Source organism: Janthinobacterium sp. GMG1 (assembly GCF_034427795.1).
Taxonomy (GTDB): Bacteria; Pseudomonadota; Gammaproteobacteria; order Burkholderiales; family Burkholderiaceae_D; genus Janthinobacterium.
The window spans coordinates 149,041-173,795 of record NZ_JAXQNT010000004.1; the positions used below are offsets into that span (position 1 = coordinate 149,041).

A 24,755-nucleotide genomic window follows, 5' to 3' on the forward strand; every position below is an offset into this window, starting at 1 on the left:
GTCCTTGAGTTTTGTCCGTGCGGCGATGCCGGGAGTAGATCTAGATCAAGGAGTGTCCTGCTTGTCGTCGATAGAATGGCTGGCGTGGCGTGGTTGCCACGACGAGCACAGCGGTGGCGCCCGGTGCAGCGTCACAGCGAGATTCACGGCGCGCAACTTTTTATGCTTTTTTGCGGCTTATGCAGTGTAAAACGGCGGCAGTATGCGGCTTTGCCGACAAATATGCTTGCCAACCCTTGCAATTTAGGTTTATAGTCGTTCATCACTTACGGATGACTCGCATGTTCGCTCGCCACTTTTTTACCGCTTATTTTTACTTTAGCAATTCCAACCCAAAGGCGGTGGAGTAGCGGTCGGTTCACGTAGCAGCAAAACGAGATCCCAGCAAATTCTAAAAAACCGCCACTGATGGCGGTTTTTTTTTACCCAGATGTTTTACCCTTCCTTAAATTTTGGAGAAAATGATGCCCCGCACCGATGATTTGCGTATTCGCGAAATGAAGGAACTGACCCCGCCGTCCCACCTGATCCGCGAATTCGCCTGCTCGGAGCAAGCCGAACAGACCGCCGCCAGCGCCCGCATTGCCCTGCACCGTATCCTGCATGGCCAGGACGACCGCCTGATGGTGGTGATCGGCCCTTGCTCCATCCACGACACCAAGGCGGCGATGGAATATGCGCGCCTGCTGGTCAAGGAGCGCGCGCGTTTCGCGGGTGAACTGGAAATCGTCATGCGCGTCTACTTCGAGAAGCCGCGCACCACGGTGGGCTGGAAGGGCCTGATCAACGACCCATACATGGACAACAGCTTCCGCATCAACGACGGCTTGCGCATGGCGCGCGAACTATTGCGCGATATCAATGAGCTGGGCTTGCCGGCCGGCACCGAGTTCCTCGACGTCATCAGCCCGCAATACATCGCCGACCTGATCAGCTGGGGCGCCATCGGCGCGCGCACGACGGAGTCGCAGGTGCACCGCGAGCTGGCGTCGGGATTGTCCTGTCCCGTCGGCTTCAAGAATGGCACGGACGGCAATGTGAAGATCGCCGTGGAAGCCATCAAGGCCGCCTCGCAGCCGCACCATTTTCTTTCCGTCACGAAGGGCGGCCACTCGGCCATCGTCTCGACCAATGGCAACGAGGATTGCCACATCATCTTGCGCGGCGGAAAAACCCCGAACTATGACGCGGCCAGCGTGGACGAGGCGTGCAAGGCCATCGCCGCACAAGGCCTGGCGGCGCGCCTGATGATCGACGCCTCGCATGCGAACAGCTCGAAAAAACCGGAAAACCAGATCCCCGTGTGCGCCGACATCGCCAGCCAGGTGGCAGGCGGCGATGGCCGCATCGTCGGCGTGATGGTGGAATCGCATCTGGTGGCGGGGCGCCAGGATTTGATTCCAGGCAAGGAATTGATCTATGGCCAGTCCGTCACGGACGGCTGCATCGACTGGAGCGCCAGCGTGGCCGTGCTGGAAAACCTGGCGGCGGCCGTCAAGCAGCGCCGCTTGCAGGGCGACGCGGAATAAAGTGCCGCGCAGCATGAAAAAAAGCCCGGAAAGCTACGCTTTCCGGGCTTTTCAGTTTTCAGCTCAAGGTGAGCTTAGAACTTGTAGGAACCGCTCAGGTAGAACTGGCGGCCCAGGGCGCTCGAGTACGATGGGTTGTAGCCCACTTGATGCGAACCCGTGTTACGCAGGGTGAACGGCGGATCGCGGTCGAACAGGTTCAGGATGCCAGCCGTGACTTCCACGTTCTTCAGCGGACGGTAAGCCGTCTGGAAGTCGAAGGTGGTGTAGCTCGGCACTTCCAACTGGATGCCATAGCATTCGCCTGGGCTGCCGGCGACGATCACGGCGCAGCCTTTTTCAGTCTGTTCCTTGTCGGTGTAGCCATTGCGATAGCTGGCGCTCAGCGTATGCGTGAACTTGGCCGTCTCAAACGTGGTGGTGGCGCGGATGATGTTGCGGAAGCTGACCTTGTCGTTCGAACCGTAACGATTCAGGCTGGTTTCCCATTGATCATTCGTGCCTGGCGTCGTGTAGCGCGAGCGCAGCAGGTAGGTACCCATCAGGCGGCTCGTCAGGCGGCCGTCCAGCAGCTTCATCTTGTGGGTGAAGTCGTAGTCGATACCGCGGTTTTCTACTTTACCAATGTTGATTGGCAGCAGCTTGACGGCCAGCACGTCCTTGCCCGTCGAGGTGATGTGCTTGACGGTGAACAGGTCGGCGTACTTGGCTGGATTGTTGAAGATCAAGCCTTCGGAGACCGAGGTCACCTGATCGTTGATCTGCACGTTCCACAGGTCGAACGACATCGACAGGCTGTCGATCGGCTCGAACACGGTACCGATGCTCCACTGCTTCGACGTTTCCGGTTTCAATTCCGGATTGCCGCCCTGGAAGGCTTCGAACTGTTGGCGTACCACGCCTTCGCAATAGTTGGCCAGCGGGTGACCGCCCATGCCGTTCGCTGCGGTCAGCGGGCATTGATAGTTACCACCGGTTACACCCCAGTCTTCCAGCGGACCGGCGATTTCCTGCATGCTGGCGGCGCGGAAGCCGGTACCGGCAGCGGCGCGGAACATCAGGCTCTTGGTCGCGGAATACTTGCCGCTGATTTTCCAGGTGGTGGCGTTTTCCTTCTTGCCTACCGTCTTGCCCGTCAGTTTGTTGTCGATGGCGCCGATCTGGTCATAACGCAGCGAGCCGGTCATTTCCAGCTTTTTCGAAATCGGCAGCATCAGTTCGGCATAGGCGCCCGCATTGTCGCGTGCGTATTCGCTGTCGACTTGCGCATTGTCAAACAGGATCTGCGCCTGCTTGGCCACGTCCGCCTGTTGCACCTTGTACGAGGTGTTGCGGTAGTCGGCGCCCACGCCCAGCATGGCCGTGCCGCCTGGCAGTGAGAACACAGGACGCGAAGCGCGGCCATCGATGCCCTTCATTTCCACGGTTTGCGTGTTGTAGGTACCGCTGAAGCCCGTGCCCATCAGTGCCTGGCGCATGGCGTCCGGCATGGAGCCTACAGGATAGGCGAACGGGTCGATGTTGCCATCAGCCAATTGCGCATCGAATTTGTCCGACAGGGGGAAACCGCTGACGTATTGTTGCGTCTGCTTGTTTTTCGAGTAGGTCACGGCGGAATTGATGTCCCAGCCGAATGCATTGCCATCGACGCCGGCAACGATATGGGTGGCTTTGGTGCCGTAGTTGTAGACGCGGTTGCCCATTTCCGACAGGCGATATTTGGCGACGGCGCCCGTGGCGTTGGCCAATTGCGCTGGCGTCAGGTTTGGTGCCAGGTATTTGTTGAACAGCGGCGAGCCGACGTCGACGGAGAAATCGGCCGGGTACGGCGCAATGCTGGCGATGACGCGCGCTTCGGTGTAAGCGAGGTCATAGAAACCCTGGAAGCCGGTTTTGCCCAGTTTGACGGTACCCGAGCTGAAGATGGCGTCGCGCTTCGATTCAGGATTGATTTCGATGGTCGATGGCGAATCGAAATAGCAGTTGCCGTCGCCATAGAAATCCATGTTGCTGGCGGCGCATTTGCCGCCATGGGCCAATGCGTACGGGTTCAGGTTGACGCTATCGACGAATGGCGTGCCGGTCTTCGGATTGATGACCACGGCGCCAGTCAGCGGATCGGTGCGGTTGTAATCGACAGTAGCGTTGCCAGGGGCCGAACGCGAGGAACCGTTGATGAATTGCAGCGCCTTGCCGGTCTTCGGATCGTTGAAATTGATGATGCCGCTTTTCGCGAAGCTGCGTTGCGATGCTTTCAGCGATTTTTGTTCGTCATGGCTGGCCGACACGAAGATGCTGTAGCCATCGTCGTCGATGTCGCCGAAGCCCTTGCTGATCGAAATCGAGTTGCTGGCGCCGCCCGATTCTTCAGGACGCGAGTACTTGGCATTGATTTCCAGCGGCGAAGCGCCTTTTTTCAGGATGAAGTTGACCACGCCGGCGATGGCGTCGGCGCCATACAGTGCCGAGGCGCCGTCCGTCAGCACTTCCACGCGCTCGATGGCCGACAGCGGGATCGAGTTCAGGTCGATGGTGGTGCCGGAATTGGATGGCGCCACGCGGCGGCCGTTCAGCAGCACCAGCGTGTAGGCTGCGCCGATATCGTGAATCGAGGCCGTGGTGACGCCGCCGCCGCCGCCGCCAACCGAATCGGCGGCCACGGAGAAGCCCTGCATCGCAGGAATTTGCTGAATGAAATCGGTCACCGTGGTGACGCCGGTTTTCTTGATGTCTTTCTGGTTGAACGACTGCACCGGCAGCGACGCTTCGGAAGCGATGCGCTTGATGCTCGAACCCGTGACTTCCACGCGTTGCATGGTGCCATCTGTTGTTTCTTGCGCATACGCGGCGTGCATGCTCAGGGCCATGCCGCCTGCAAACATCAGGCGCAGCGACCGCGATATTACATTTTCTATCATCATCTGAAATTCCTTGTTATTGTGATAAAGGCGGCAATTATTTTGAAATAACTTGTTGCTCGCCAACAATTTATTTGCCTTTTTACAAATCCACCAATGAAAATTCTGTAAATTTTCAGGGCCCTCATCAAAACATTCACGATTCAGATTGTCAATTTCGCGCGGACTTTTTGGATGAAATGCAACATTTTCCTGTTTTTTTTATAATCCTTCAGCAATAAAGTATCGTGAACCCTTGTCAGACTTGCTCAGATGCGTAAAATAAAACGGCGCACATCATCGCTGATGGCGCCGCTTTTCTGTCGCTGGCACGCTGTTGCCAGCGCTGCCTGTTTTATCTTTCGACCTGAACTTTTCCCATTAAAACGTATAGCTGCCGCGCAGGTAATACGCGCGCCCGATCGGATCCGTGTAGCGCGGGTCATAGCCTTTCTGGAACAGGGTGCCCTGGTTCGAGAACGGTGGCTCCCTGTCCAGCAGGTTCTTCACACCGGCCGTCAGGAGCAAGCCCTTCCACGCATAACTGCCCGACAGTCCCAGCAGGCTGTACGACGGCACATCGTGGCGGTACTGCGGATCCACCTGGTTCTGATCCGTGTAGCCGGACTTGAACGATTGCGACAGGGTGGCGCCCCAGTTGCCCTTGCGCCAGTTCAGCGCGGCCGTATGCTTCCAGCGAAATACGGGATTGTTGTCGGCATAGCGGCCCACGTTGGCGATGAAGGCGCCGTTGCGTTCGTTCTGGTAGTCGTACTTGCGGATCCACGTGCCATCGACCGAGACGCTGACATCGCCATACGCGCCGCGTCCCAGGCGCGCATTCAGGCTGACGTCGACGCCATCAGTCTTCACTTCACCAAGGTTGTCGTTCAGGTCGAGAATGGCGTACGGTGAACCGTCGGGATTGCGCAGGAACAAGGCCTTGTATTTCTCGTAGTTGCCGAAGATCGATTGCTCGGGCAAGGAGGCAATCTTGTCCTTCAAATGGATGTTCCAGTAATCGATGGCGACGGTCACTTCCTTCACCGGTTCGAGCACCAGGCCGAAGGCGAAGGTGGTGGATTTTTCCGGTTTCAGGTTTGCATTGCCGCCTTGCAGCTTGAACTGCTGCAAGTCGCAATCGCGCAAGGGGTTGGCGCCCGGTTGCGGCACGCCGCCGGGGCACAGAATCGGGTCGTCATAGCTATCGTTGGTATCGTTCTTCGACGGTGGCGCATTCTTTTCAAACAGGGTGGGGGCGCGGAAACCCGTGCTGGCCGCGCCGCGCAGCACCAGCGCGCTGCTGGCCTGGTAGCGCAGGGCCAGCTTGGGATTGGTGGTGCTGCCCACGTCGCTGTAATGGTCGAAACGGGCAGCCAGCTGCACTTCCAGGTCCTTGATCAGCGGTAAGTTGATTTCGCCGAAGACGGCCTGGATGGTGCGCGCGCCCCGTTTGGACAGCGAGCCGGACAAGCCGGAGCTGGCGGCCTGGCCGGCGATGTCGCGGTTGACGTTGAAGTTGGCCTTTTCGCGCCGCACTTCGCCGCCCAAAGCGATGGCCAGCGGGCCGCCGGCCAGCTGCATCAGGTCGCGGCTGCCCTTGAGGTCGAAGCCCGTGGTGGTGACCCTGGCGTTCTGCACTTCGCCGCGCAGGGCCGTGCTGTCGAGGTAAGCCTTGCCGGGGGCATCCTGCACGCCAAACGGGTTCAGGATGCCGTTCAGCACGCCAGCGGCAAAGCTCGCATCCTGCACATAGCCGTTGGTAAATTTCTCCGACGACTTGCTGATCGCATGGCTCAGTCCCGTCTTGTAATCCCAGCCCGCCAGTTCCCCTTCCAGCGCCAGCACCAGGCGGTCGGCTTTGCCGGTGGAATCGATCTGCCGCTGGCCCGCTTCCACGGGGCGCCAGTTGACGCTCAGGGGCTGGCCCGACAAGCCCGGCTGGGCCGGCACACCGCCCGCATTGCCCGGATAGTATCGGCTGGAGTTGGGCAGGATCAAGCCTGTTTGCGGCGGCGGCGCCGTGCGTGCCTTCACCTTGTTTTCCGAATGCAGGTATTCCACCGTGGCCAGGTGGCCGCCGCCGAGCTTGAAGGCGCCCTTGCCGAAGAAGGCCAGCTGTTCCTGCGCCGGCAGGTCGTCGATCTGGCGCGTGTAATCCTGGCGGCAAGTGCCGTTCGCCGGCACGGCCGGCACCGACAGCGGCGGCAGGCAGCCGCTGGCCGCGTAGGGATTGCCGGCCAGGCCCTTGCCGCCGTTGGCCGCCGCATCGAAGTAATTACCGGGGAAAGTCGTGCCGCTGGTAATGGACAGGCCGCGCGAGGGGATGATGCCGGTGGCCGAGAAGGCGCGGTCTTGCGAGGTCAGCACTTCTTGCTTGTGATAGTCGAGCACGCCAAAAATATTGTAGCCATCCATGTCGAGCTCGCCAAAGCCCGTCGACAGGTTGAGGCGGTGCTCGTCGCCGCCCTTGTGCTGAGGGGCGATGATTTCGGCGGTGATGTTCGTGACGTTGACGGAGCGCTTCGTGATGAAGTTGATGACGCCGCCGATGGCGTCCGTGCCGTAGATGGCCGAGGCGCCGTCGCGCAGCACTTCGACTCTTTCCAGGGCGGCGATGGGTATGATGTTCAGGTCGACGCTGGCGCCGTCATACGGATGGTTGGCGATGCGCCGGCCATTGAGCAGCACCAGGGTCTTGTCGCCGCCCAGTCCGCGCAAGTCGGCGCTGGCCTGGCCGCCCGTGGGCAAGCCGCTGGTATTGCCGCCGACGGCATTGCCGCTGCCCATGCTCGACGCGTTCGAGGGAATTTTACTGAGCACTTCCTGGGCTGTCGTCAAGCCCTGTCTGGCGAAATCCTCGGCCTTGAAGATGGACAAGGGCGTCGCCGTTTCCGCGACGAGGCGCTTGATGGAGGAGCCGGTGACTTCGACGCGCTGCATGGCGGGCGTGCCGGCTGTGTCGGTGTCCTGCGCCATGGCCGCATGGCCATACGCGCCGAGCAAGGCTGCGCACAGCAGGCGCAAGGTAGGGGAGGGACTGCGGGTTGGCATCATCTGACACTCCTGTGGCGTGGGTTTGGCCAAGTGGCCTGCAAGGGAGTTTTACAGGCGCGCAGGAGGTAAGGTTTGCGCTGGCGCAATAGGCATGTGGATGAGGGAACTGGCGCCACAGTCGCAGACGAAAAAAAAGGCGGTGATTACTCACCGCCTTGCGTCAGGATACGTGTGTCAGCTTAGAAAAACTTGTAGCTGGCGCCCAGTTTGAAGTAGCGGCCGATGGCGCCGCTGGCATCCATCGGGTTGTAGCTCATGCCGCCGTAGGTCAGCGGGTCGAGCGGCGCGATCTTGTCGGTCACGTTGTTGATCGAGGCAAACAGTTGCAGCTGTTTGCTGACATTCCAACGGCTTGACAGGTCGAGCGTGGTGAACGAGGCGATCTTGCAACCGTTTGGCGCGGACGTGCCATCGGCCAGTTTGGAGGCGCAAGGCTTGCCTTCAAACAGGATGTTCTTCATGTCCGAACGGTAGTTCAGCACGCCGCTGACGTTCCAGTTGCCCAGGTCCCACGAGCCGGTGAGATTGATCTTGTCCTTCGGCGTGCCGGCGCAGTTGGAGGTATCGCAATTGCCATGCGTGCCAGCGAACTGGTAGCGCACGGTGGATGACTCGGCGCGTACCCACGAGGCGATGTGGGTCCAGGTCAGGCCAAACGTGGCGCGGCCATAGTCGCCCAGACGCACGCGCTGCTTGATGTCCAGGTCGATACCCTTGATCTCCGTAAAGCTGGAGTTGCGGTACGGTGCCTTGGTGATCAGCAAGGTGCCCGTATTCGGCGTGACAACGCCGTTGATGGTCAGGTTGTTGTCGGCGCGGATGGCGGTCGGCAGGGCGGCCGCTTCGTTGTACGGCAGCGGATTGATCTCGTTTTCACGCTTGATCTTCCAGCCGTCCAGCGACAGGCTGGTATCGTTGAACGGATCCCATACCAAGCCCAGGGTGTAGCCCTTGGATTTTTCCGGCTTCAGGCTAGGGTCGCCAATCTTGACGGCCGCCACTTGCAGTTCACAATCGCTGGCATTGGCGCCCGGCAAGCGGGTGCCGCCCGGGCAGCGCACGGGATCGCTCACGGTCGAAGTGCCGGTCGATTGCGAATCGGCATTGCTTTCGGCCGGGCCCGGAGCGCGGAAGCCTTCCGAATACGTGCCGCGCACGGCGAAGGTTTTCAGCGGCGTCCACTTGGCGCCCAGTTTCGGCGTGGTCGACGAGAAACGGTCGTATTTGTCGTAGCGCAAGGCGCCCGACAGTTCCACCGTCTTGAAGACGGGTGCCAGCACTTCCAGGAATACGGCCGAGACCTTGCTGTCGCCCTTGGCGGCAACATAGCTGGAGTTGATGGAGCCGTTTTCCGTGCCCGACAACGATGGATTGTCGAGCTTGTCGCGGCGGTGTTCCGCACCGACGGCCAGGCCCATGGCGCCACCGGGCAGCTGCATCAGCTCGCGCGATGCCTTGAAGTCGATGATGTCGAGCTTGGTCGTGGAGTCGGAGGTAGCGTTGGTCACCATGGCCGCGTACAGCGAGGCGGGATTCTTGCTTGCCTGCGCGCCGATATAGTACGGGAAATATTTGCTGTTCGGGTTGCCCAGGGCGTCCTTGACGACGGCCATGTTCAGCATGTTGCTGTAATCGAGGTGCAGCTTCGATTCCGAATGTGTATAGCCGGCATCGTAGTCCCAGCCCATGGCATTGCCCTTGACGCCGAGCACGATGCGGTTGAACTCATTGTTGGCCTGGCGCGTGCTGGCGCCCACGTCGAAAGCCTGGTAGCGCACGCGCACCGGCACGCCGTACGGATTTTGCGGGTGATTGGCGGCCAGCACGATGGTGGTGCCGGCGCCGGAGCCGTAGTTGATGACGCCAGTCGGGCTGCCGGCGTTCGGCGGGAAGGCGATGGTGGGCGTGATCGACGGTGGTATCAGGGTAAAGGCCGTGTCGCGCTTCGAATAGCCCGCTTCCGCATACACCTGGGTGTCGGCATTGACTTGCCACGTACCGCGCGTGTACAGGTTGATCGATTCGATCTTCGGCTGCATCGAACGGAACTGGTCGTGATGCCACAGGCAGCCACCCTTCGGATCTTGCGGCGAAGATACGGACAAGGTGGAGCAACCGGGCAGCGAAACATAGTTGTTGGTGACGGGGTCGCGGATCAGGCCCGCCGGCGAGGCATTCGCATCGTTGTTGCCATTAATGTAACCGCCGGCGAACTGGGTGTTGATCGCATAGCCATACGGACGCAGGTCGGCTTTGCCTATCCATTTTCGCCCGGCCCGCTCGTTGTTCATCAGCATGTCCGATTTGGTGTATTCGGCGTTGACGACGAAGTTGAATTTATCCGTGTCGAGGTTGCCCTTGCCGAAGGTCAGCGAGGCGCGGTGCTGTTTGGCGTCGCTGTCGCCGGAGATGCCCGTGTCGCCCTTCAGGGTCAGGCCTTCGAAGTCCTTGCGCAGGATGATGTTGACGACGCCGGCGATGGCGTCCGCGCCATACGTGGAAGAGGCGCCATCCTTGAGGATTTCGATGCGCTCGACGATCTGCATCGGCACGGTGGACAGGTCGGTGAAGCTTTTCTGGCCGTCATCGGCCCGCGCGAATGGCGCCATGCGGCGGCCATTGAGCAAGACCAGGGTAGAGGTGGCGCCCAGGCCGCGCAGCGAGATGGCCGTGGAACCGGCGGCAAAGCCGTTGCCGAAGCCCGTCGGCAGGGAGCCGGCGCCATCGGCGGTCAGGGTTTGCAGGTATTCGGCGACGGTGGCCTTGCCCGATTTCATCAAGTCGTCGCGGGTGATGACCTGTACCGGTGACGCGGTCTCGGCCGTGGCTCGTTTGATGCTCGAGCCGGTAATTTCCACACGTTGGACATTGGCGTCTTGCGCCATTGCCGGCGCAGCCATCATGCCAAGGCTGATCGCTGCTACGCTACCCGAAAAAATCAGGCGTACGGAGCGGGACATAACTGTTTCCATCATCATTCTCGAAACTCCGAAAAAAGCTAGGTTGGCTGTTTTTAGGCACAACGTCGCTAGTCTAAAAAAGATTGCTGCGTCGGCAATCGCTGTGGGATGAACGGCATACTGTGCGTTGCCGTGCTTGATAAGACCACTTGCCGAGAATCCTTGTCAACGCGCAAATGTGACATTTCGGGATGGAAACAACAGTGTTTTTTATAATGTTTGAATGTTTCAGTATTGGCAATTATCTTAATGTTGCGCTGCGCTATGCGTATTCCGCCCCCCGATAGAAAGTGCGCTCATTCACGGACGTAAGGGTTTCTACCAATGCGCTTTTGCGCGGCATCATCCAGGGAATGTTGCGGTGCGGAAGATTTCCCCGGTGGCGCGGGTGGTTGTTGCCATGCACGCCAGAAGTACCGCAGCTTTTTGCCCGGCATGCAAAATATGCGTTATCGTTACGCGTTTTCCAGCTCGTCAACCCACCGACGCGGCTGGCTGCGAACAAGGCATAGATCTTGCGAGGATGGACTGGTTTTGGCGGTGGAATCCTGTATCCCAGGGGGAAGCCAGTACAAGCGCACCAATGCGGTGCGACAGATAATCGAGATGAAGGGTATTACATGAAGTCACCATGGATGCGGCGCGTGGCGCTGCTCGCCTGCCTGGCCACTCTGCCGCTGGCGGCCGTTGCCGCCGATGCCGCCCCTGCTGCCGCGGCCGCGCCGGTCAAAACCTTGCGCTATATCCTGCCGGCCGCCGAGACGGGCTTCGATCCGGCCACCGCGCGCGACCTGTATTCGAACCACATCACGCAGGCCGTCTTCGACACCCTGTACACCTATGATTACCTGGCGCGCCCCGTGAAGGTGGTGCCCGGCGCGGCCGCCGCCATGCCGGAAGTGTCCGCCGACGGCAAGACCTACACCATCCGCCTGAAAAAAGGCATCCTGTTCACGCCCGACGCCGCGTTTGGCGGCAAGCGCCGCGAACTGACGATGGCCGATTACGTGTATTCGTGGAAGCGGCTGTTCGACCCGCGCCTGGCTTCGCCGCACAGCTGGCTGTTCGAAGGCAAGGTAGTGGGGCTCGATGATCTGGCCAAGGAAGCGGCCAAGTCGAACAAGCTCGATTTCAACAAGAAGGTGGCCGGCCTGGAAATCCTCGACCCGTACACCTTGCGCATCACGCTGACCAAGACCGATTTCAATTTTCCCATGATCCTCGCCTATGTGCCGACGGCCGCCGTGGCGCGCGAAGTGGTGGACAAGTACGGCGACGTGAAGGGCGAGGTAGGCTCGAATCCCGTCGGCACAGGCTATTACACCCTCGGTGAGTGGACGCGCGGCAACCGCATCGTCCTGAACCGCAATCCGCAGCACTTGCCGGAAACGTGGAATTTCATGGCCGGCGACGACCCGGACGACCAGCGCATCGTGCGCCAGATGCAGGGTAAACGCATTCCTGCCATCGACCGCATCGAAATTTCCGTGATGATCGAAGACCAGTCGCGCTGGCTGTCCTTCCAGAGCGGCGGCACGGACGTGTTCTGGCTCGATGGCCCGCTGGCGCCGAAAGCATTGCTGAACGGCAAGCTGCGTCCCGAACTGGCCGAGAAGGGCGTGCAACTGTCGCGCCTGCTTGATCCGGAAATCAGCTATTACTACTGGAATATGGAAGACCCGACACTCGGCGGCTTCAGCAAGGAAAAGATCGCCCTGCGCCGCGCCATCGCGATGGCGCACAATATCGACGAGGAAATCCGCATCATCTGGAATGGCCAGGCCAAGCGCCTCGACTATCCGATACCGCCCGGCGTCGTCGGCTACGATCCCCACTACAAATCCCTGCTGCAATACGATCCCGTGCTGGCGAACAAATTGCTGGATAAATTCGGTTACAAGAAGGGCGCCGACGGCTGGCGCACTCTTCCAGACGGCAAGCCGCTGCTGATCCGCTACGCTTCGCGCAACGAAGCCAATGGCGTGCTGCAGGCGGAAATGTGGCGCAAGACGTACAACTCGCTGGGCATCCGCATGGAAAACGACCGCATGATCTTTTCCGACATTTTAAAGACGGAAAAGCAGTGCAAGATGCAGACGCGCACGGCGCCCTGGCTGGCCGACTATCCGGACGGCGACAACTTCATGCAGCTGTTCTACGGCCCGAACACGCACCAGAACAACAATGGCTGCTACCAGGATCCCGAGTACGATAAATGGTACGCGGCCAGCCAGGCCATGCCGGCCAGTCCCGAGCGCGACGAGCTGTTCCACAAGATGGCGCGCCGCCTGGAAGTCAATGCGGGCGCCCTGATCGGCTATGCACGCTACCGCAACATGCTGGCGCAAAAGTCGGTGCAGGGCTACAAGAAGCACCCGATCCTGTTCCAGGAATGGGCGTACATGGATATCGACAGCACGGGTGCGCCGGTAGCTACTCCGGCCCCTGCTGCTAAATAAGCGCAGCTTATAACGACAAGGAATCATTATGTTTGCTTATATCCTGCGCCGCCTGTGGCAGATGCTGCCCACCATGCTGGGCGTGGTCCTGCTGGTGTTTATCCTGTTCAACTGGGTGGGCGGCGACCCCGCCTACATCCTGGCCGGCAAGATGTCTAGTGCGGAAAGCATCGCCAACATCCGCCGCCAGCTTGGTGTCGACCAGCCGTATTACGTGCAGCTGTGGATCTTCATCAAGCAGATCGTCACGTTCGACTTCGGCCAGAGCTGGGCCACGGGGGAATCCGTGTCGCACATCATCACGTCGCGCCTGGGGCCGTCGATGATGGTCTTGATCCCGCTGACCGTGCTGGAAACGTTTTTTGGCGTGGCGCTGGCGCTGGCCATCGCCTTCGTGCGCGGCTCGCTGACGGACCGCGCCGTCATGATCGCCTGCACGGTGGGCATGTCGATTTCCATCCTCGTCTACATCATCGTCTTCCAGTACGGCTTCGCCTATAAACTGGGCCTGTTCCCCGTGCAGGGCTGGGGCGACAGCTTCTGGGAAAACCTGCTGCGCTATTCCACCTTGCCGATCCTGATCGGCCTGGCCGTCTCCATCGCACCGACCCTGCGCCTGTTCCGCACCTTCGTGCTGGACGAGGCGAACCAGGATTACGTGCGCACGGCGCGCGCCAAGGGCCTCAAGGAAGGCCGCATCATGTGGGTGCACGTGCTGCGCAATGCCGGCATTCCCATCATTACCTATGTGATGTCGAACTTGCCGGCCCTGCTGATCGGCGCTTTCCTGCTCGAGCGCTTTTTCGGCATTCCCGGCATCGGGCGTGAAGTGATCCTGGCTGTCGAGCGCAGCGACTTTCCGGTGATCAAGGCGATCACCGTGTACGTTGCCGCCGCCACCATGCTCTTCAACCTGCTCACCGACCTGCTGTACCAGGCGGTCGATCCTCGCGTACAACTGAAGTAGAAAGAGACGATGTCGAAACCTCATACATCGCCCGGCCTGTGGGCCCTGGCGTGGCGCCGTTTGCGCGGCGACAAGATTGCAATGGTATCGCTGGCCGTGGTCGGCGCCTTTTTCCTGCTGGTGCTGGCGTCCGCCAGCGGCCTGGTGGCCTCGAACTGGGAAGACGAAGTGGCCGTCAGCTACGCGCCGCCGACCTTCGTTGGCGCCGACAAGGACGTCGCCGCCGACGGCGCGATGCCCGTGACGGACGAGCGCAGCGCACCGACGCCCGTCAACGTGCTCGATCCGCTGGCCGACGACATCGCCGAACTGCGCGCCCAGATGGGCAGCAATCCATCGGCTGGCGTGGAAATGTACGGCGTCACCGACCCGCTGGCCGACGACTTGACGGCCCTGCGCGCCGGCATGGGCAAGGCCAAGAAACTCGTCACGCACAAGGCGGCAACCCTGCCGTTCGGCGCCGACAAGTGGGGCCACGACATCCTGCAGAAAACCATCAAGGGCGGCGAAACGTCGATCGTCGTGGGCCTGGTGGCAGCCTTGCTGGCCGTGGTGCTGGGCACGATTTTTGGCGCCGTGTCCGGCTACTTCGGCGGCGTCGTCGATGACTTTTTCAATTGGTTCTACAGCATTTTTACCTCGATCCCGTCGATCCTGATGATCTTGACGGTGGCGGCGGTGCTGCAGCAAAAGGGCGTGCTGACCATCGTGCTGATCCTGGGCTTGACGGGCTGGACAGGGCCGTACCGTTTGATACGCGCCGAATACATCAAGCACAAGGCGCGCGAATACGTGATGGCGGCCGACGCCATCGGCGCCTCGCACTGGCGCAAGATGTTTTCCCACATCTTCCCGAACGTCAGTCACGTTGCCTTGGTGCAAATGTCGATTCTGGTGGTGGGCTTCATCAAGGCGGAAGTGATCCTGAGCTTCCTCGGCTTTGGCGTGCCGGTGGGTACCGTCTCGTGGGGCAGCATGCTCAACGAGGCACAAAATGAACTGATCCTGGGCAAATGGTGGCAGCTGACCGCCGCCGCCACGGCGATGGCCGTGCTGGTGACGGCGTTCTCGCTGTTTACCGATGCCTTGCGCGATGCGCTCGACCCCAAAGTGAAATAGGAGTTGCTCATGGACCAGAATAACCTGTTGGAAGTGCGCGACCTGCGCGTCACCTTCCGCCTGGACAAGAAGACCACGTTCGAAGCCGTCAAGGGCATCTCGTTCAACGTGCCGCGCAACAGCACCGTCGCGCTGGTGGGCGAATCGGGCAGCGGCAAGTCCGTCAGCTCCTTGGCCGTGATGGGCTTGCTGCCGCCGGATAACACCATCATAGCTCCCGCCTCGAGCATCCACTTCGGCGGGCGCGACCTGCTCAAATTGTCGATCGCCGAGCGGCGCACCATGTGCGGCAAGGATATCTCGATGATCTTCCAGGAGCCGATGTCGTCGCTGAACCCCGTGTTTACAGTCGGATTCCAGATCGCCGAAGTGTTGCGCCAGCACATGGGCATGAACCGCAAGCAGGCGCGGGTGCGCACCTTGGAGTTGCTCGAGGAAGTGGGCATCCCCGATCCGGCCACCAAGATTGACGCCTACCCGAGCCAGATGTCGGGCGGCCAGCAGCAGCGCGTGATGATCGCCATGGCGATCGCCTGCGAACCGAAACTGCTGATCGCGGACGAGCCGACGACGGCGCTGGACGTGACGATCCAGAAGCAGATCATGGACTTGATCGCGGCGCTGCAAAAGAAGCACCAGATGTCCGTGCTCTTCATTACCCACGACCTGGGTCTGGTGGGGGAAATCGCCGACCAGGTGATCGTCATGCGCCATGGCGAAGTGCGCGAGACGGGCGAGGTGCGCCAGGTATTTGAAGCGCCGCAAGACAGTTATACCAAGGCCCTGCTGCATTGCCGCCCTTCGCTGGACGAGCGCCCGTGGCGCCTGCCAGTGATTGCCGACTATATGGAGGGCAAGGCCGGCCCCGGCGTGGAAGTCAAACAGCGCACGCGCGGCTATACGCCGGGCGACGAGCCGGTGCTGGTGGTGAATAACTTGAGCAAAAGTTTTTATACGCGTGTAGGCTTGTTCGGCAAGCGCGAATTCCAGGCCGTCAAGGATGTGTCGTTCACCTTGCCACGCGGAAAAACGCTGGGCGTGGTGGGCGAGTCCGGTTCCGGCAAGACGACGGTGGGCTTGACCTTGCTGCGCCTGCACCAGGCAACTAGTGGCACGGCCATGTTCCACGGCAAGGATTTGATTGCGATGCCGAACAGGGAGTATTTGCCGTATAAACGCCGCATCCAGATCATCTTCCAGAATCCATACGCGTCCTTGAACCCGCGCTTCACGGTGGGGCAGATTTTGCTGGAACCGATGCGCATCCACAAGATCGGCGCGACCGACCAGGAACGCATCGCCAAGGCCTACTGGCTGCTCGATAAGGTCGGCTTGCCGGAACAGGCTTTCCACCGCTATCCGCACGAGTTTTCTGGTGGACAACGCCAGCGCATCGCGATTGCCCGCTGCCTGACCATGCAGCCGGAAATTTTAGTCTGCGACGAATCCGTGTCGGCGCTGGACGTGTCGGTGCAGGCGCAGGTGCTTAACCTGTTGCAGGATTTGCAGGATGAATTTGGATTGTCGTACATCTTCATCTCGCACGATTTATCCGTCGTCAAATACATCGCCGACCAGGTCATGGTGATGCACAAGGGACAAGTGGTGGAACTGGCCGATTCGGACGAGCTGTACCGCAATCCCGTGCATCCGTACACGCGCACGCTGTTAAGCGCCATACCCAAGGGCGTGCAAATATAAATACGCTTTTACGGTAAGATAGCGGCCATGCCCAACCTCATTTATCTGCTCGAACATTACGGTGTCCTGATTGTCTTTGGCATCGTGCTGGTGGAGCAGCTCGGCCTGCCGATTCCCGCCTTTCCCATCCTCGTGGTGGCGGGGGCGCTGGCCGTCGATGGCGACATGAATGGGGGACTGGTGCTGGCCGCCGCGCTGGGTGCTTGCCTGATCAGCGACTTCACGTGGTTCCGCGCGGGCCGCCATTTCGGCAAGCGCATCCTGCGGCTGCTGTGCCGCATCTCGCTGTCGCCCGATTACTGCGTCAGCCAGACGGAAGATAAATTCAAGCGCTGGGGCCCGAAAGCCCTGATCGTTTCCAAATTCGTGCCGGGTTTCAATACCGTGGCCGCGCCCATGTCGGGCGCGCTGGGCACGCCGCCGGGCCTGTTCTTCCTGTACGCGGGCCTGGGCGCCTTGCTGTGGAGCGGCACGGGCATCGTCGTCGGCGTGATTTTCCATGCCAGCGTGCAGCAAGTGCTCGACTTGCTCAGCACCATGGGCAGCACGGCCTTGCTGATGCTGGCCACCTTGCTGGGCTTGTTCCTGCTGTATAAATTCCTCGAACGCCGGCGCTTCCGCCAGGCCTTGCAGATCGAGCGCATCGGCATCGATGAATTGCTCGAACTCATAGAGCAGGGTGAGGAACCGCTGATGGTCGACGCGCGCAGCGCCACGGCGCAGGCGCTGGAGCCGGCCGTGCCGGGCGCCTTGTTCTTCAACGGCAAGGAACCCGTGCCGGCCATGATCGCCATGGACAAGGACCGCCACATCATCGTGTATTGCAGCTGTCCCAACGACGTGACGGCCGCGCAAGTGGCCACGCTGCTGCACCAGCACGGCTTTCACCGGGCCAAGCCTCTGCATGGCGGCCTGGACGCCTGGAATGCCGCCTACCGCTCGGACGAGCCGGCGCCCGCCAGCCTGCTGGGCGAAGGCTTGCCGTCCTGATTCTCCTGATTGCTGGCCGATAGCAGTTGCTTGGTAGCATGCAAGTCGGTAGTAATAATACGAAAACACCGTCGCGGCGCCGCCAGGACGGTAGCGCCGCACCTGCGCCGTTCCATACAAAGCGGCTTTGCGCAAACTCCGGCATACTGTGCTTTCAAGGCGATTCCTGCTGCTGTGCAGCATGCTTTTCGTGCGCCCGCCGAGTGCGAGTACTTACTATAAATCATTGTTTTTAAGCAATTTTGGCGCTGCTTGTTGCATTTGGAGTGGAACTACCAATAAAGGCTTGTTTTGATGTACTTAAACTACAAACTTTGCTTGCCTCCGGGCGCATTCATCCTTTAAGCTTGGCGTCCCATGCGTCCCACTTCATCATTTAAAATCATGAGCGCTTCGTCTTCTCCCGTACTGCCGACTTCCGCCTTCGCCGATGGACCGCGCCTGCTGGCCGACGTGGGCGGCACCAATGCCCGTTTCGCCCTGGAAGTGGCCGCCGGCCACATCACCCTGGTGGAAGTGTTGCCCTGTGCCGATTACCCGAGCCTGTCCGCCGCCCTGCAAGCCTACCTGGCCCTGCCGCACATCGCGGCCGCCGGTGGGCAAGCCGTGCGCCATGCCGTGATCGCCATCGCCAACCCGGTCGACGGCGATTTCCTCAGCATGACGAACCACCACTGGTCGTTCTCGATCCGCGCCATGCGCGAAGAGTGCGGTTTCACGACCCTGGACGTGGTCAACGATTTCACGGCCCTGGCGCGCGCCTTGCCGCAGTTGTCGAACGAGCAAAAGCACCAGGTGGGCGCGGGTACGGCCCGTCCGAACACGGCCATCGGCCTGATCGGCGCCGGCACGGGCCTGGGCGTATCGGGCCTGATTCCTTCGCATGGCGGCTGGATCGCCCTGCAAAGCGAGGGCGGCCACGTCAGCTTTGCGCCATTCAATGAAGTGGAAGTGAGCATTCTGCAATTCGCCTGGCGTGAATACGAGCATGTCTCGGCCGAGCGCCTGATTTCCGGCGATGGCCTGGAATTGATCTACCGCGCCCTGGCCGACCGCGCGGGCGTGCCGGCGGAAGACTTGCCGGCGGCGGAAATCACGCGCCGCGCGCTGGCAGGCGAATCCCAGCTGTGCGACGACGTCATCGAAGCGTTCTGCTGCATGCTCGGCACCGTGGCAGGCAACGTTGCCGTCACCCTGGGCGCGCTGGGCGGCATTTATATCGGCGGCGGCATCGTGCCACGCCTGGGCGCGCGTTTCGACCGCTCCGGCTTCCGCGCCCGCTTCGAGCGCAAGGGCCGCTTCGCCAATTATGTCTCACAAGTGCCGACCTTCGTCATCACGGCGCAGTACCCAGCTTTCCTGGGCGCATCGGCCATTCTCTCGGAGAAACTCGCCTCCCTGTGATGCGGGCAGCGGGCGATATGTCGCGCCAGAACCGGGTAAAACGCGTGTTTTGCCCGGTTTTGCGCTTTTCCGCTTTTTATCAGGTACAATTGGCATCGTTGGATGAAATGACGACTGTCGCTCTCCTGTCTGGCTGCTTCGTCGCCACGGGAAAAGCAGCTGCTCCGGAGTTCGTTTCATTGCTGGTTATTTAAGGCCAGCACCATGGATGGCAGGACTTTCACTGCATCCGCTTTAGTCCCGCTTTGCGCGCATCGGCCAAGGCGTCGGAAAAACAGCCTCAACTAGTAACCCAGCACGGCGTCATCATCGATGTCTGCCCTCTGTTACGTTGAAATGAACGTTTTTGATTTCTTTCTCTGCATACGAATTGCAACACACATCCGCACAGAATTGCTATGAATACAATTGAGGCTAAAAAAGTCCTCGAAACCGCGTTGCTGTGCGCTCGTGAATCGCTGACGATCCACAGCTTGAAGAAGCTGTTCGTCGATGCGGACGAGAATGGTCGCGTGCGCGGCGTCGGCGTTGGCGCCGACACGATCAAGCAATTGCTGGAAGAGTTGCGCGGTGAGTGGGAAGGGCGCGGCATCGAGATCGTCAGTCTGGCGTCGGGCTGGCGCTTTCAAAGCCGCCCGGAAATGAAGATGTATCTCGATCGCATGACGCCCGAGCGGCCGCCCAAGTATTCGCGGGCGACCCTGGAAACCCTCGCCATCATCGCCTACCGTCAGCCGGTGACGCGCGGCGATATCGAGGAGATTCGCGGCGTTGCCGTCAATTCGCAGACGATCAAGATGCTGGAAGACCGTGGCTGGGTCGATGCCATCGGTTACCGCGACGTGGTGGGACGGCCGGCCTTGCTGGCCACCACCAAGCAGTTTTTGGATGACCTGGGTTTGCATTCGCTGTCCCAGCTGCCGCCTTTGCAGCAAATCAGTGAAATGCAGGGCAATGGGCTCGAAGCCCTGGAAGCGGCCCTGCAAGAAAATTTTGACAAGGCAAGCAATGAGCTTGTCCCCCAGCTTGGTGCAGGTAGCAATACGGCTGTGACAGATGTAGATGTGACAGCAAGCCTTGATGCCGGCCCCGATGCTTCGCCCACGGACGAAGCCTACACTCACGACCCTGCGCCAGAACTAACGGTTGACGCTGCGCCAGGTCAGCACAGCCAAGAAACGAAGAATGAATAATCCGAACACACCCGAGACAGTAACTGCCAGCGACGAAGCCATCGTTGCCAAGCCCAAGCGCCGTACCAAGGCCCAGATCGAAGCCGACGCGGTTGCTGCAACCGCTGCTGCTGCCGCTGGCGACAGCGCCGTTGCCAAGCCGAAGCGCCGCACGAAAGCCGACGTGGCCGCCGCTGCGCCCGTCGCTGAAGCTGAAGCCGCGCCAGCCGCCAAGAAAACCCGCGCCAAGCCAGCCTTGAAGGCCGTGGCCGACGCCGCCGAAGCGGCTGCCGAGGCGGTTGCCGCACCTGCGCCGCGTCCGCCGCGCGCCCGCGCCGCCGCCAAGGCCGCTGCCGCCGTCGCTGAAACGGCGCCGGAAGCCGTCGCTGACAAGCCGGCCGAAGCACGCCCGACCCGCGGTCCGCGCCAGATGCGTGGCGTGCAGGCGGAACGCGCGCTGCGCCAGCCGCCGCGCGCGGAAGCGCCGCAGGTGGCCGACGCCGTTGCAGCCGCGCCTGCCGCAGAGCAAGCCGCTGCGCCTGTCGCCGACGTGTTTGATGCCGAAGGCAACCTCGTGTCCGGCCCGCGCCTGCCGCGCGGTCCGCGCAACGACGTGCCGGGCGCTGGCAAGAATGCCGGCAAGAGCCGTAAAAAGGGCAAGGGCCGCCAGGCTGCGCCAGGCAAGCTCAGCGACGCTGATGCGGTCTTCTCGTTTGTCACTTCCGACGCTTTCGACAGCGAAGAGGGCGGCACGGGCCGCGTGCAGAAAGTGGCCGTGCGCCGCGACCTGACGTCCGACGACGACGCGCCGAAGCTGCACAAGGTGCTGGCAGAAGCCGGTCTCGGTTCGCGCCGCGACATGGAAGACCTGATCATTTCGGGCCGCGTGTCCGTGAATGGCGAGCCGGCCCACATCGGCCAGCGTATCTTGCCGAGCGACCACGTGCGCATCAACGGCAAACTGATCCAGCGCCGCGTCAGCAAGAAGCCGCCACGCGTATTGGTCTACCACAAGCCGGCAGGTGAAATCGTCAGCCATAATGACCCGGACGGCCGTCCATCCGTGTTCGACCGCCTGCCGACCATGAAAGCGGGCAAATGGCTGGCCGTTGGCCGCCTTGACTTCAACACGGAAGGCTTGTTGCTGTTTACTACCTCCGGTGACCTGGCCAACCGCCTGATGCACCCACGCTACGGCATCGACCGCGAGTACGCCGTGCGTACCCTGGGCGAGCTGGAAGAGGGCATGCGCCAGAAACTGCTGGCCGGCGTCGAGCTGGAAGACGGCCTGGCGCAGTTCTCGAAGATCGCCGATGGCGGCGGCGAAGGCATCAACAAGTGGTACCGCGTGGTGATCGGCGAAGGCCGTAACCGCGAAGTGCGCCGCATGTTCGAAGCGATCGGCCTGACCGTCTCGCGCCTGATCCGTACCCGCTACGGCGCCATGACCCTGCCGAGTGGCCTGAAACGCGGCCGCTGGGAAGAGATGGATGAAAACACTGTGCGCGACTTGCTGACCGCCTACGGTATCGAAAAGAAAATGCCGACATCGGGCGACCCCCGTGCCGCTGGCGCCGCCAAGGGCCGCGAAGCGCGCAAGGTCGAACGCAAGGACCGCGATGACGAGCCGAATGGCAACCGCATCGATGTGAGCAACCGCAACGCCGATCCGTTCCCGGTCGCGCCGCGCCGTGGCCAGCCGCAAGGCCAGTTTGCCCGTCCGCAAGGTCAGGGTCGTCCAGGCGGCGCCGGTCGTCCAGGCGAAGCGCGTGGTCCTGGCCGTGGTCAGCCGCAAGGTCCGTTTCAGGGTGGTCAGCCGCGCTCGTCGGCATCGTTCGAAGGCGCGCCGCAAGGCCAGGGCCGTCCGCCGCGTGCGGCAGGTCAGGGCCAGGGTCGTCCGGCCGGTGGCGGCGAAGGCCGCGCGCCGCAACGCGGTCCGCGCCAGCCTGATCCGCTGCAAACGGCCTTCGGCTTCGCCAACACGGGTCCGCGCCGCAATACGGGCGGTGGTGCCGGTGGGCAAGCGCGTTCCGGTGGCCAGCCGCGTGGCGGCATGGATCGTGGCGGCATGGATGGCATGCCGCGCCGCCGCAGCAAAGGTTAATCGAGAAGAGTTTCTTCTTGCCCGCCCGCCGATCTGCCGCGGGTGCGCGCTCTTGTAACTGTTGTAAGCCGGGCCGCTCCTTGTGTGCGGCATTGCGGCGAAGTTAATAAGAGGTTATAATCTGCAGCCTAATAAAAGTTCTCCGCAGGGTTGTTTGGTGGGGAGTGCTTTCATCTGGTTGGGAAAATACAAGAAGATGGGCAGATGCCCATTTTTTTTTTGTTGAACCGTTTGTAATGGCTCCGCAAGGGGCCATATATGACTTGAATGCGTGTTTTTGCATGTTGTCGGCGCTCAAATGGCGCTGTCATGCCGAAAACGGGCCTTATTTCTGGAGAATTTCTTGCAGCAGTTGGGATTAATTGAAAAGACAGTTATTGGTCTGGGCTATGAGCTCGTTGATGTCGAACGTGCCGAGCGCGGACTGCTGCGCGTCTTTATTGATTTCAGCGCCGCCGATGCCGCTGAAAAAGGTCCGATCACGGTCGAAGACTGTGCCACGGTGAGTCACCAGTTATCGCATGTGTTGACGGTAGAGAACGTTCCTTACGAGCGTCTCGAGATTTCTTCCCCGGGTCTTGATCGTCCGGTGCGCAAGCTGGAAGACTTTGTCCGTTTCGCAGGTCAGGAAATCATCGTCAAGCTGATGGTGGCGATGCCGGGTACGAACAACCGGAAATCGTTCCAGGGGATCTTGCAAGAACCCGTGGGCGATAAATTGTCGTTGGAATTTGAAGGTAAGGATGGTCCGGCGATGTTGGAGTTTACGCTCGCGGATGTGGATAAGGCACGCTTGGTGCCGCAGGTGGTTTTTAAGGGACGCAAAGCATGAGCCGCGAAGTTTTATTATTGGTTGACGCGCTGGCGCGCGAAAAAAACGTCGATAAAGATGTCGTCTTCGGCGCCCTCGAATTCGCGTTGGCGCAAGCCACGAAGAAACGGTATGAGGGTGAGGTAGACATCCGCGTTTCGATCGACCGCGAAACGGGCGAATTCGAATCGTTCCGCCGCTGGCACGTTGTGCCCGATGAAGCGGGCCTGCAATTGCCGGATCAGGAGATCCTGCATTTCGAGGCAAAAGAACAGATTTCCGATATCGAAGTCGATGACCACATCGAAGAACCGATCGAATCCGTCGAATTCGGCCGCCGTTTCGCCCAGGATACCAAACAGGTTGTCCTGCAGCGCGTGCGTGATGCCGAACGCGAACAGATCCTGGTCGACTTCCTGGAACGCGGCGACTCGCTCGTCACCGGCACCATCAAGCGCATGGAGCGCGGCGACGCCATCGTCGAATCGGGCAAGATCGAAGCACGTCTGCCACGCGACCAGATGATCCCGAAAGAGAATCTGCGTATCGGCGACCGTGTGCGTGCTTTCATCTTACGCATCGACCGCAATATGCGCGGCCCACAAGTGATTCTGTCGCGCACCGCGCCAGACTTCATCATGAAGCTGTTTGAGCTGGAAGTGCCGGAAATCGAGCAAGGCATGCTGGAAATCAAATCCGCGGCCCGCGATGCCGGCGTACGCGCCAAGATCGCCGTCTACACGGCCGACAAGCGCATCGACCCGATCGGTACTTGCGTCGGCATGCGCGGTTCGCGCGTGCAGGCTGTCACCGGTGAACTCGGTGGTGAACGTGTCGACATCGTGCTGTGGTCGGAAGATCCGGCGCAGTTCGTCATCGGCGCCCTGGCACCGGCGAACGTGTCGTCGATCATGGTCGATGAAGAAAAACACGCGATGGATGTCGTCGTGGACGAAGAAAACCTGGCAATCGCGATCGGCCGTTCCGGCCAGAACGTGCGCCTGGCCTCTGACCTGACCGGCTGGAAGATCAACATCATGACGGCCGAAGAATCGGCTGACAAAGCTGCCCAGGAAACGGCTGCCGTGCGCATCCTGTTCATGGAAAAGCTCGATGTCGACCAGGAAGTGGCCGATATTCTGGTGGAAGAAGGTTTCGCCAGTCTGGAAGAAATCGCTTACGTGCCAATTTCCGAAATGCTGGAAATCGAATCGTTTGACGAAGATACCGTCAATGAACTCCGTACCCGTGCGCGTGATGCGCTGGTTACCGAAGCGATTGCTTCGGAAGAGGGTCTGGAAGGCATGGACGAGGCGTTGGTGGGTCTGGAAGGCATGGACCGCATTACCGCCGGCAAGCTGGGTCTGGCTGGTATCAAGACCGTTGAAGCATTTGCAGCACTGGCATACGACGAATTTGGCGCAATCCTGGCCTTGTCTGCGGACCGTGCGCGTGAACTGATTACAAGTGAATTTAAAGATGTGACCGACGATGAGATGAAGTTGGTTGACTCGAAATACGACGATCGTGCCAAGGCGTTGCAAGCCAAGGCATGGAGTCTGGCCGAATCCGCAAAGGCTTAATT

Annotated in this window: 14 protein-coding genes; 11 read left to right on the top strand and 3 right to left on the bottom strand. The window is 60.6% G+C overall.

Annotated elements, in window-relative coordinates; genetic code table 11:
• Window positions 1–464 precede the first annotated feature (464 nt).
• Entirely contained in the window at window positions 465–1,529 is a 1,065-nt protein-coding gene (gene aroG, locus SJI03_RS12530; RefSeq protein ID WP_086146852.1) for a 3-deoxy-7-phosphoheptulonate synthase AroG, read from the top strand.
• A gap of 74 nt (window positions 1,530–1,603) precedes the next feature.
• On the opposite strand, the gene SJI03_RS12535 is transcribed toward aroG, so the two are convergent.
• The 3 genes from SJI03_RS12535 to SJI03_RS12545 all read right to left on the bottom strand — a co-directional run bounded on the left by SJI03_RS12535 (window position 1,604) and on the right by SJI03_RS12545 (window position 10,443).
• A complete protein-coding gene (locus SJI03_RS12535; RefSeq protein WP_322427404.1) occupies window positions 1,604–4,450 on the bottom strand; it encodes a TonB-dependent receptor in 2,847 nt (948 codons plus the stop codon).
• A 357-nt stretch (window positions 4,451–4,807) separates the two neighbouring features.
• Window positions 4,808–7,483, bottom strand: a complete 2,676-nt coding sequence (locus tag SJI03_RS12540) for a TonB-dependent receptor (protein ID WP_322427405.1) — start codon at window positions 7,481–7,483, stop codon at window positions 4,808–4,810.
• Between the two features lie 179 nt (window positions 7,484–7,662).
• The gene (locus SJI03_RS12545) at window positions 7,663–10,443 is read right to left on the bottom strand and encodes a TonB-dependent receptor (protein WP_322427406.1); all 2,781 of its coding nucleotides are present in this window, start codon (window positions 10,441–10,443) and stop codon (window positions 7,663–7,665) included.
• Between the two features lie 620 nt (window positions 10,444–11,063).
• Here SJI03_RS12545 and SJI03_RS12550 point away from each other — a divergent pair.
• The 10 genes from SJI03_RS12550 (at window position 11,064) to nusA (ending at window position 24,753) form a co-directional block, all read left to right on the top strand.
• The gene (locus SJI03_RS12550) at window positions 11,064–12,902 is read left to right on the top strand and encodes an ABC transporter substrate-binding protein (protein ID WP_233516258.1); all 1,839 of its coding nucleotides are present in this window, start codon (window positions 11,064–11,066) and stop codon (window positions 12,900–12,902) included.
• 28 nt (window positions 12,903–12,930) lie between these two features.
• Window positions 12,931–13,869: an ABC transporter permease gene (locus SJI03_RS12555; protein WP_034782513.1), complete on the top strand. Its 939-nt coding sequence runs from the start codon at window positions 12,931–12,933 to the stop codon at window positions 13,867–13,869.
• Window positions 13,870–13,878: 9 nt separating this feature from the next.
• The gene (locus SJI03_RS12560; protein ID WP_035825181.1) at window positions 13,879–14,988 is read left to right on the top strand and encodes an ABC transporter permease; all 1,110 of its coding nucleotides are present in this window, start codon (window positions 13,879–13,881) and stop codon (window positions 14,986–14,988) included.
• A 9-nt stretch (window positions 14,989–14,997) separates the two neighbouring features.
• Window positions 14,998–16,689, top strand: a complete 1,692-nt coding sequence (locus SJI03_RS12565; RefSeq protein WP_099379400.1) for an ABC transporter ATP-binding protein — start codon at window positions 14,998–15,000, stop codon at window positions 16,687–16,689.
• A 27-nt stretch (window positions 16,690–16,716) separates the two neighbouring features.
• On the top strand, window positions 16,717–17,679 hold the full coding sequence (locus tag SJI03_RS12570; protein ID WP_322427407.1) for a VTT domain-containing protein: 963 nt from the start codon (window positions 16,717–16,719) through the stop codon (window positions 17,677–17,679).
• A 384-nt stretch (window positions 17,680–18,063) separates the two neighbouring features.
• On the top strand, window positions 18,064–19,083 hold the full coding sequence (locus tag SJI03_RS12575) for a glucokinase (RefSeq protein ID WP_035825187.1): 1,020 nt from the start codon (window positions 18,064–18,066) through the stop codon (window positions 19,081–19,083).
• 398 nt (window positions 19,084–19,481) lie between these two features.
• The gene (scpB, locus tag SJI03_RS12580) at window positions 19,482–20,276 is read left to right on the top strand and encodes an SMC-Scp complex subunit ScpB (RefSeq protein ID WP_322427409.1); all 795 of its coding nucleotides are present in this window, start codon (window positions 19,482–19,484) and stop codon (window positions 20,274–20,276) included.
• Window positions 20,269–22,359 (top strand): 23S rRNA pseudouridine(2605) synthase RluB, encoded by a 2,091-nt coding sequence (gene rluB, locus SJI03_RS12585; protein ID WP_322427410.1) that lies wholly within the window; start codon window positions 20,269–20,271, stop codon window positions 22,357–22,359. Before scpB ends, rluB begins: the two co-directional genes overlap by 8 nt.
• A gap of 343 nt (window positions 22,360–22,702) precedes the next feature.
• The gene (gene rimP, locus SJI03_RS12590) at window positions 22,703–23,191 is read left to right on the top strand and encodes a ribosome maturation factor RimP (protein ID WP_034782527.1); all 489 of its coding nucleotides are present in this window, start codon (window positions 22,703–22,705) and stop codon (window positions 23,189–23,191) included.
• Complete coding sequence (nusA, locus tag SJI03_RS12595; RefSeq protein ID WP_035825194.1) at window positions 23,188–24,753, top strand: transcription termination factor NusA; 1,566 nt, start codon at window positions 23,188–23,190, stop codon at window positions 24,751–24,753. Before rimP ends, nusA begins: the two co-directional genes overlap by 4 nt.
• Window positions 24,754–24,755 lie beyond the last annotated feature (2 nt).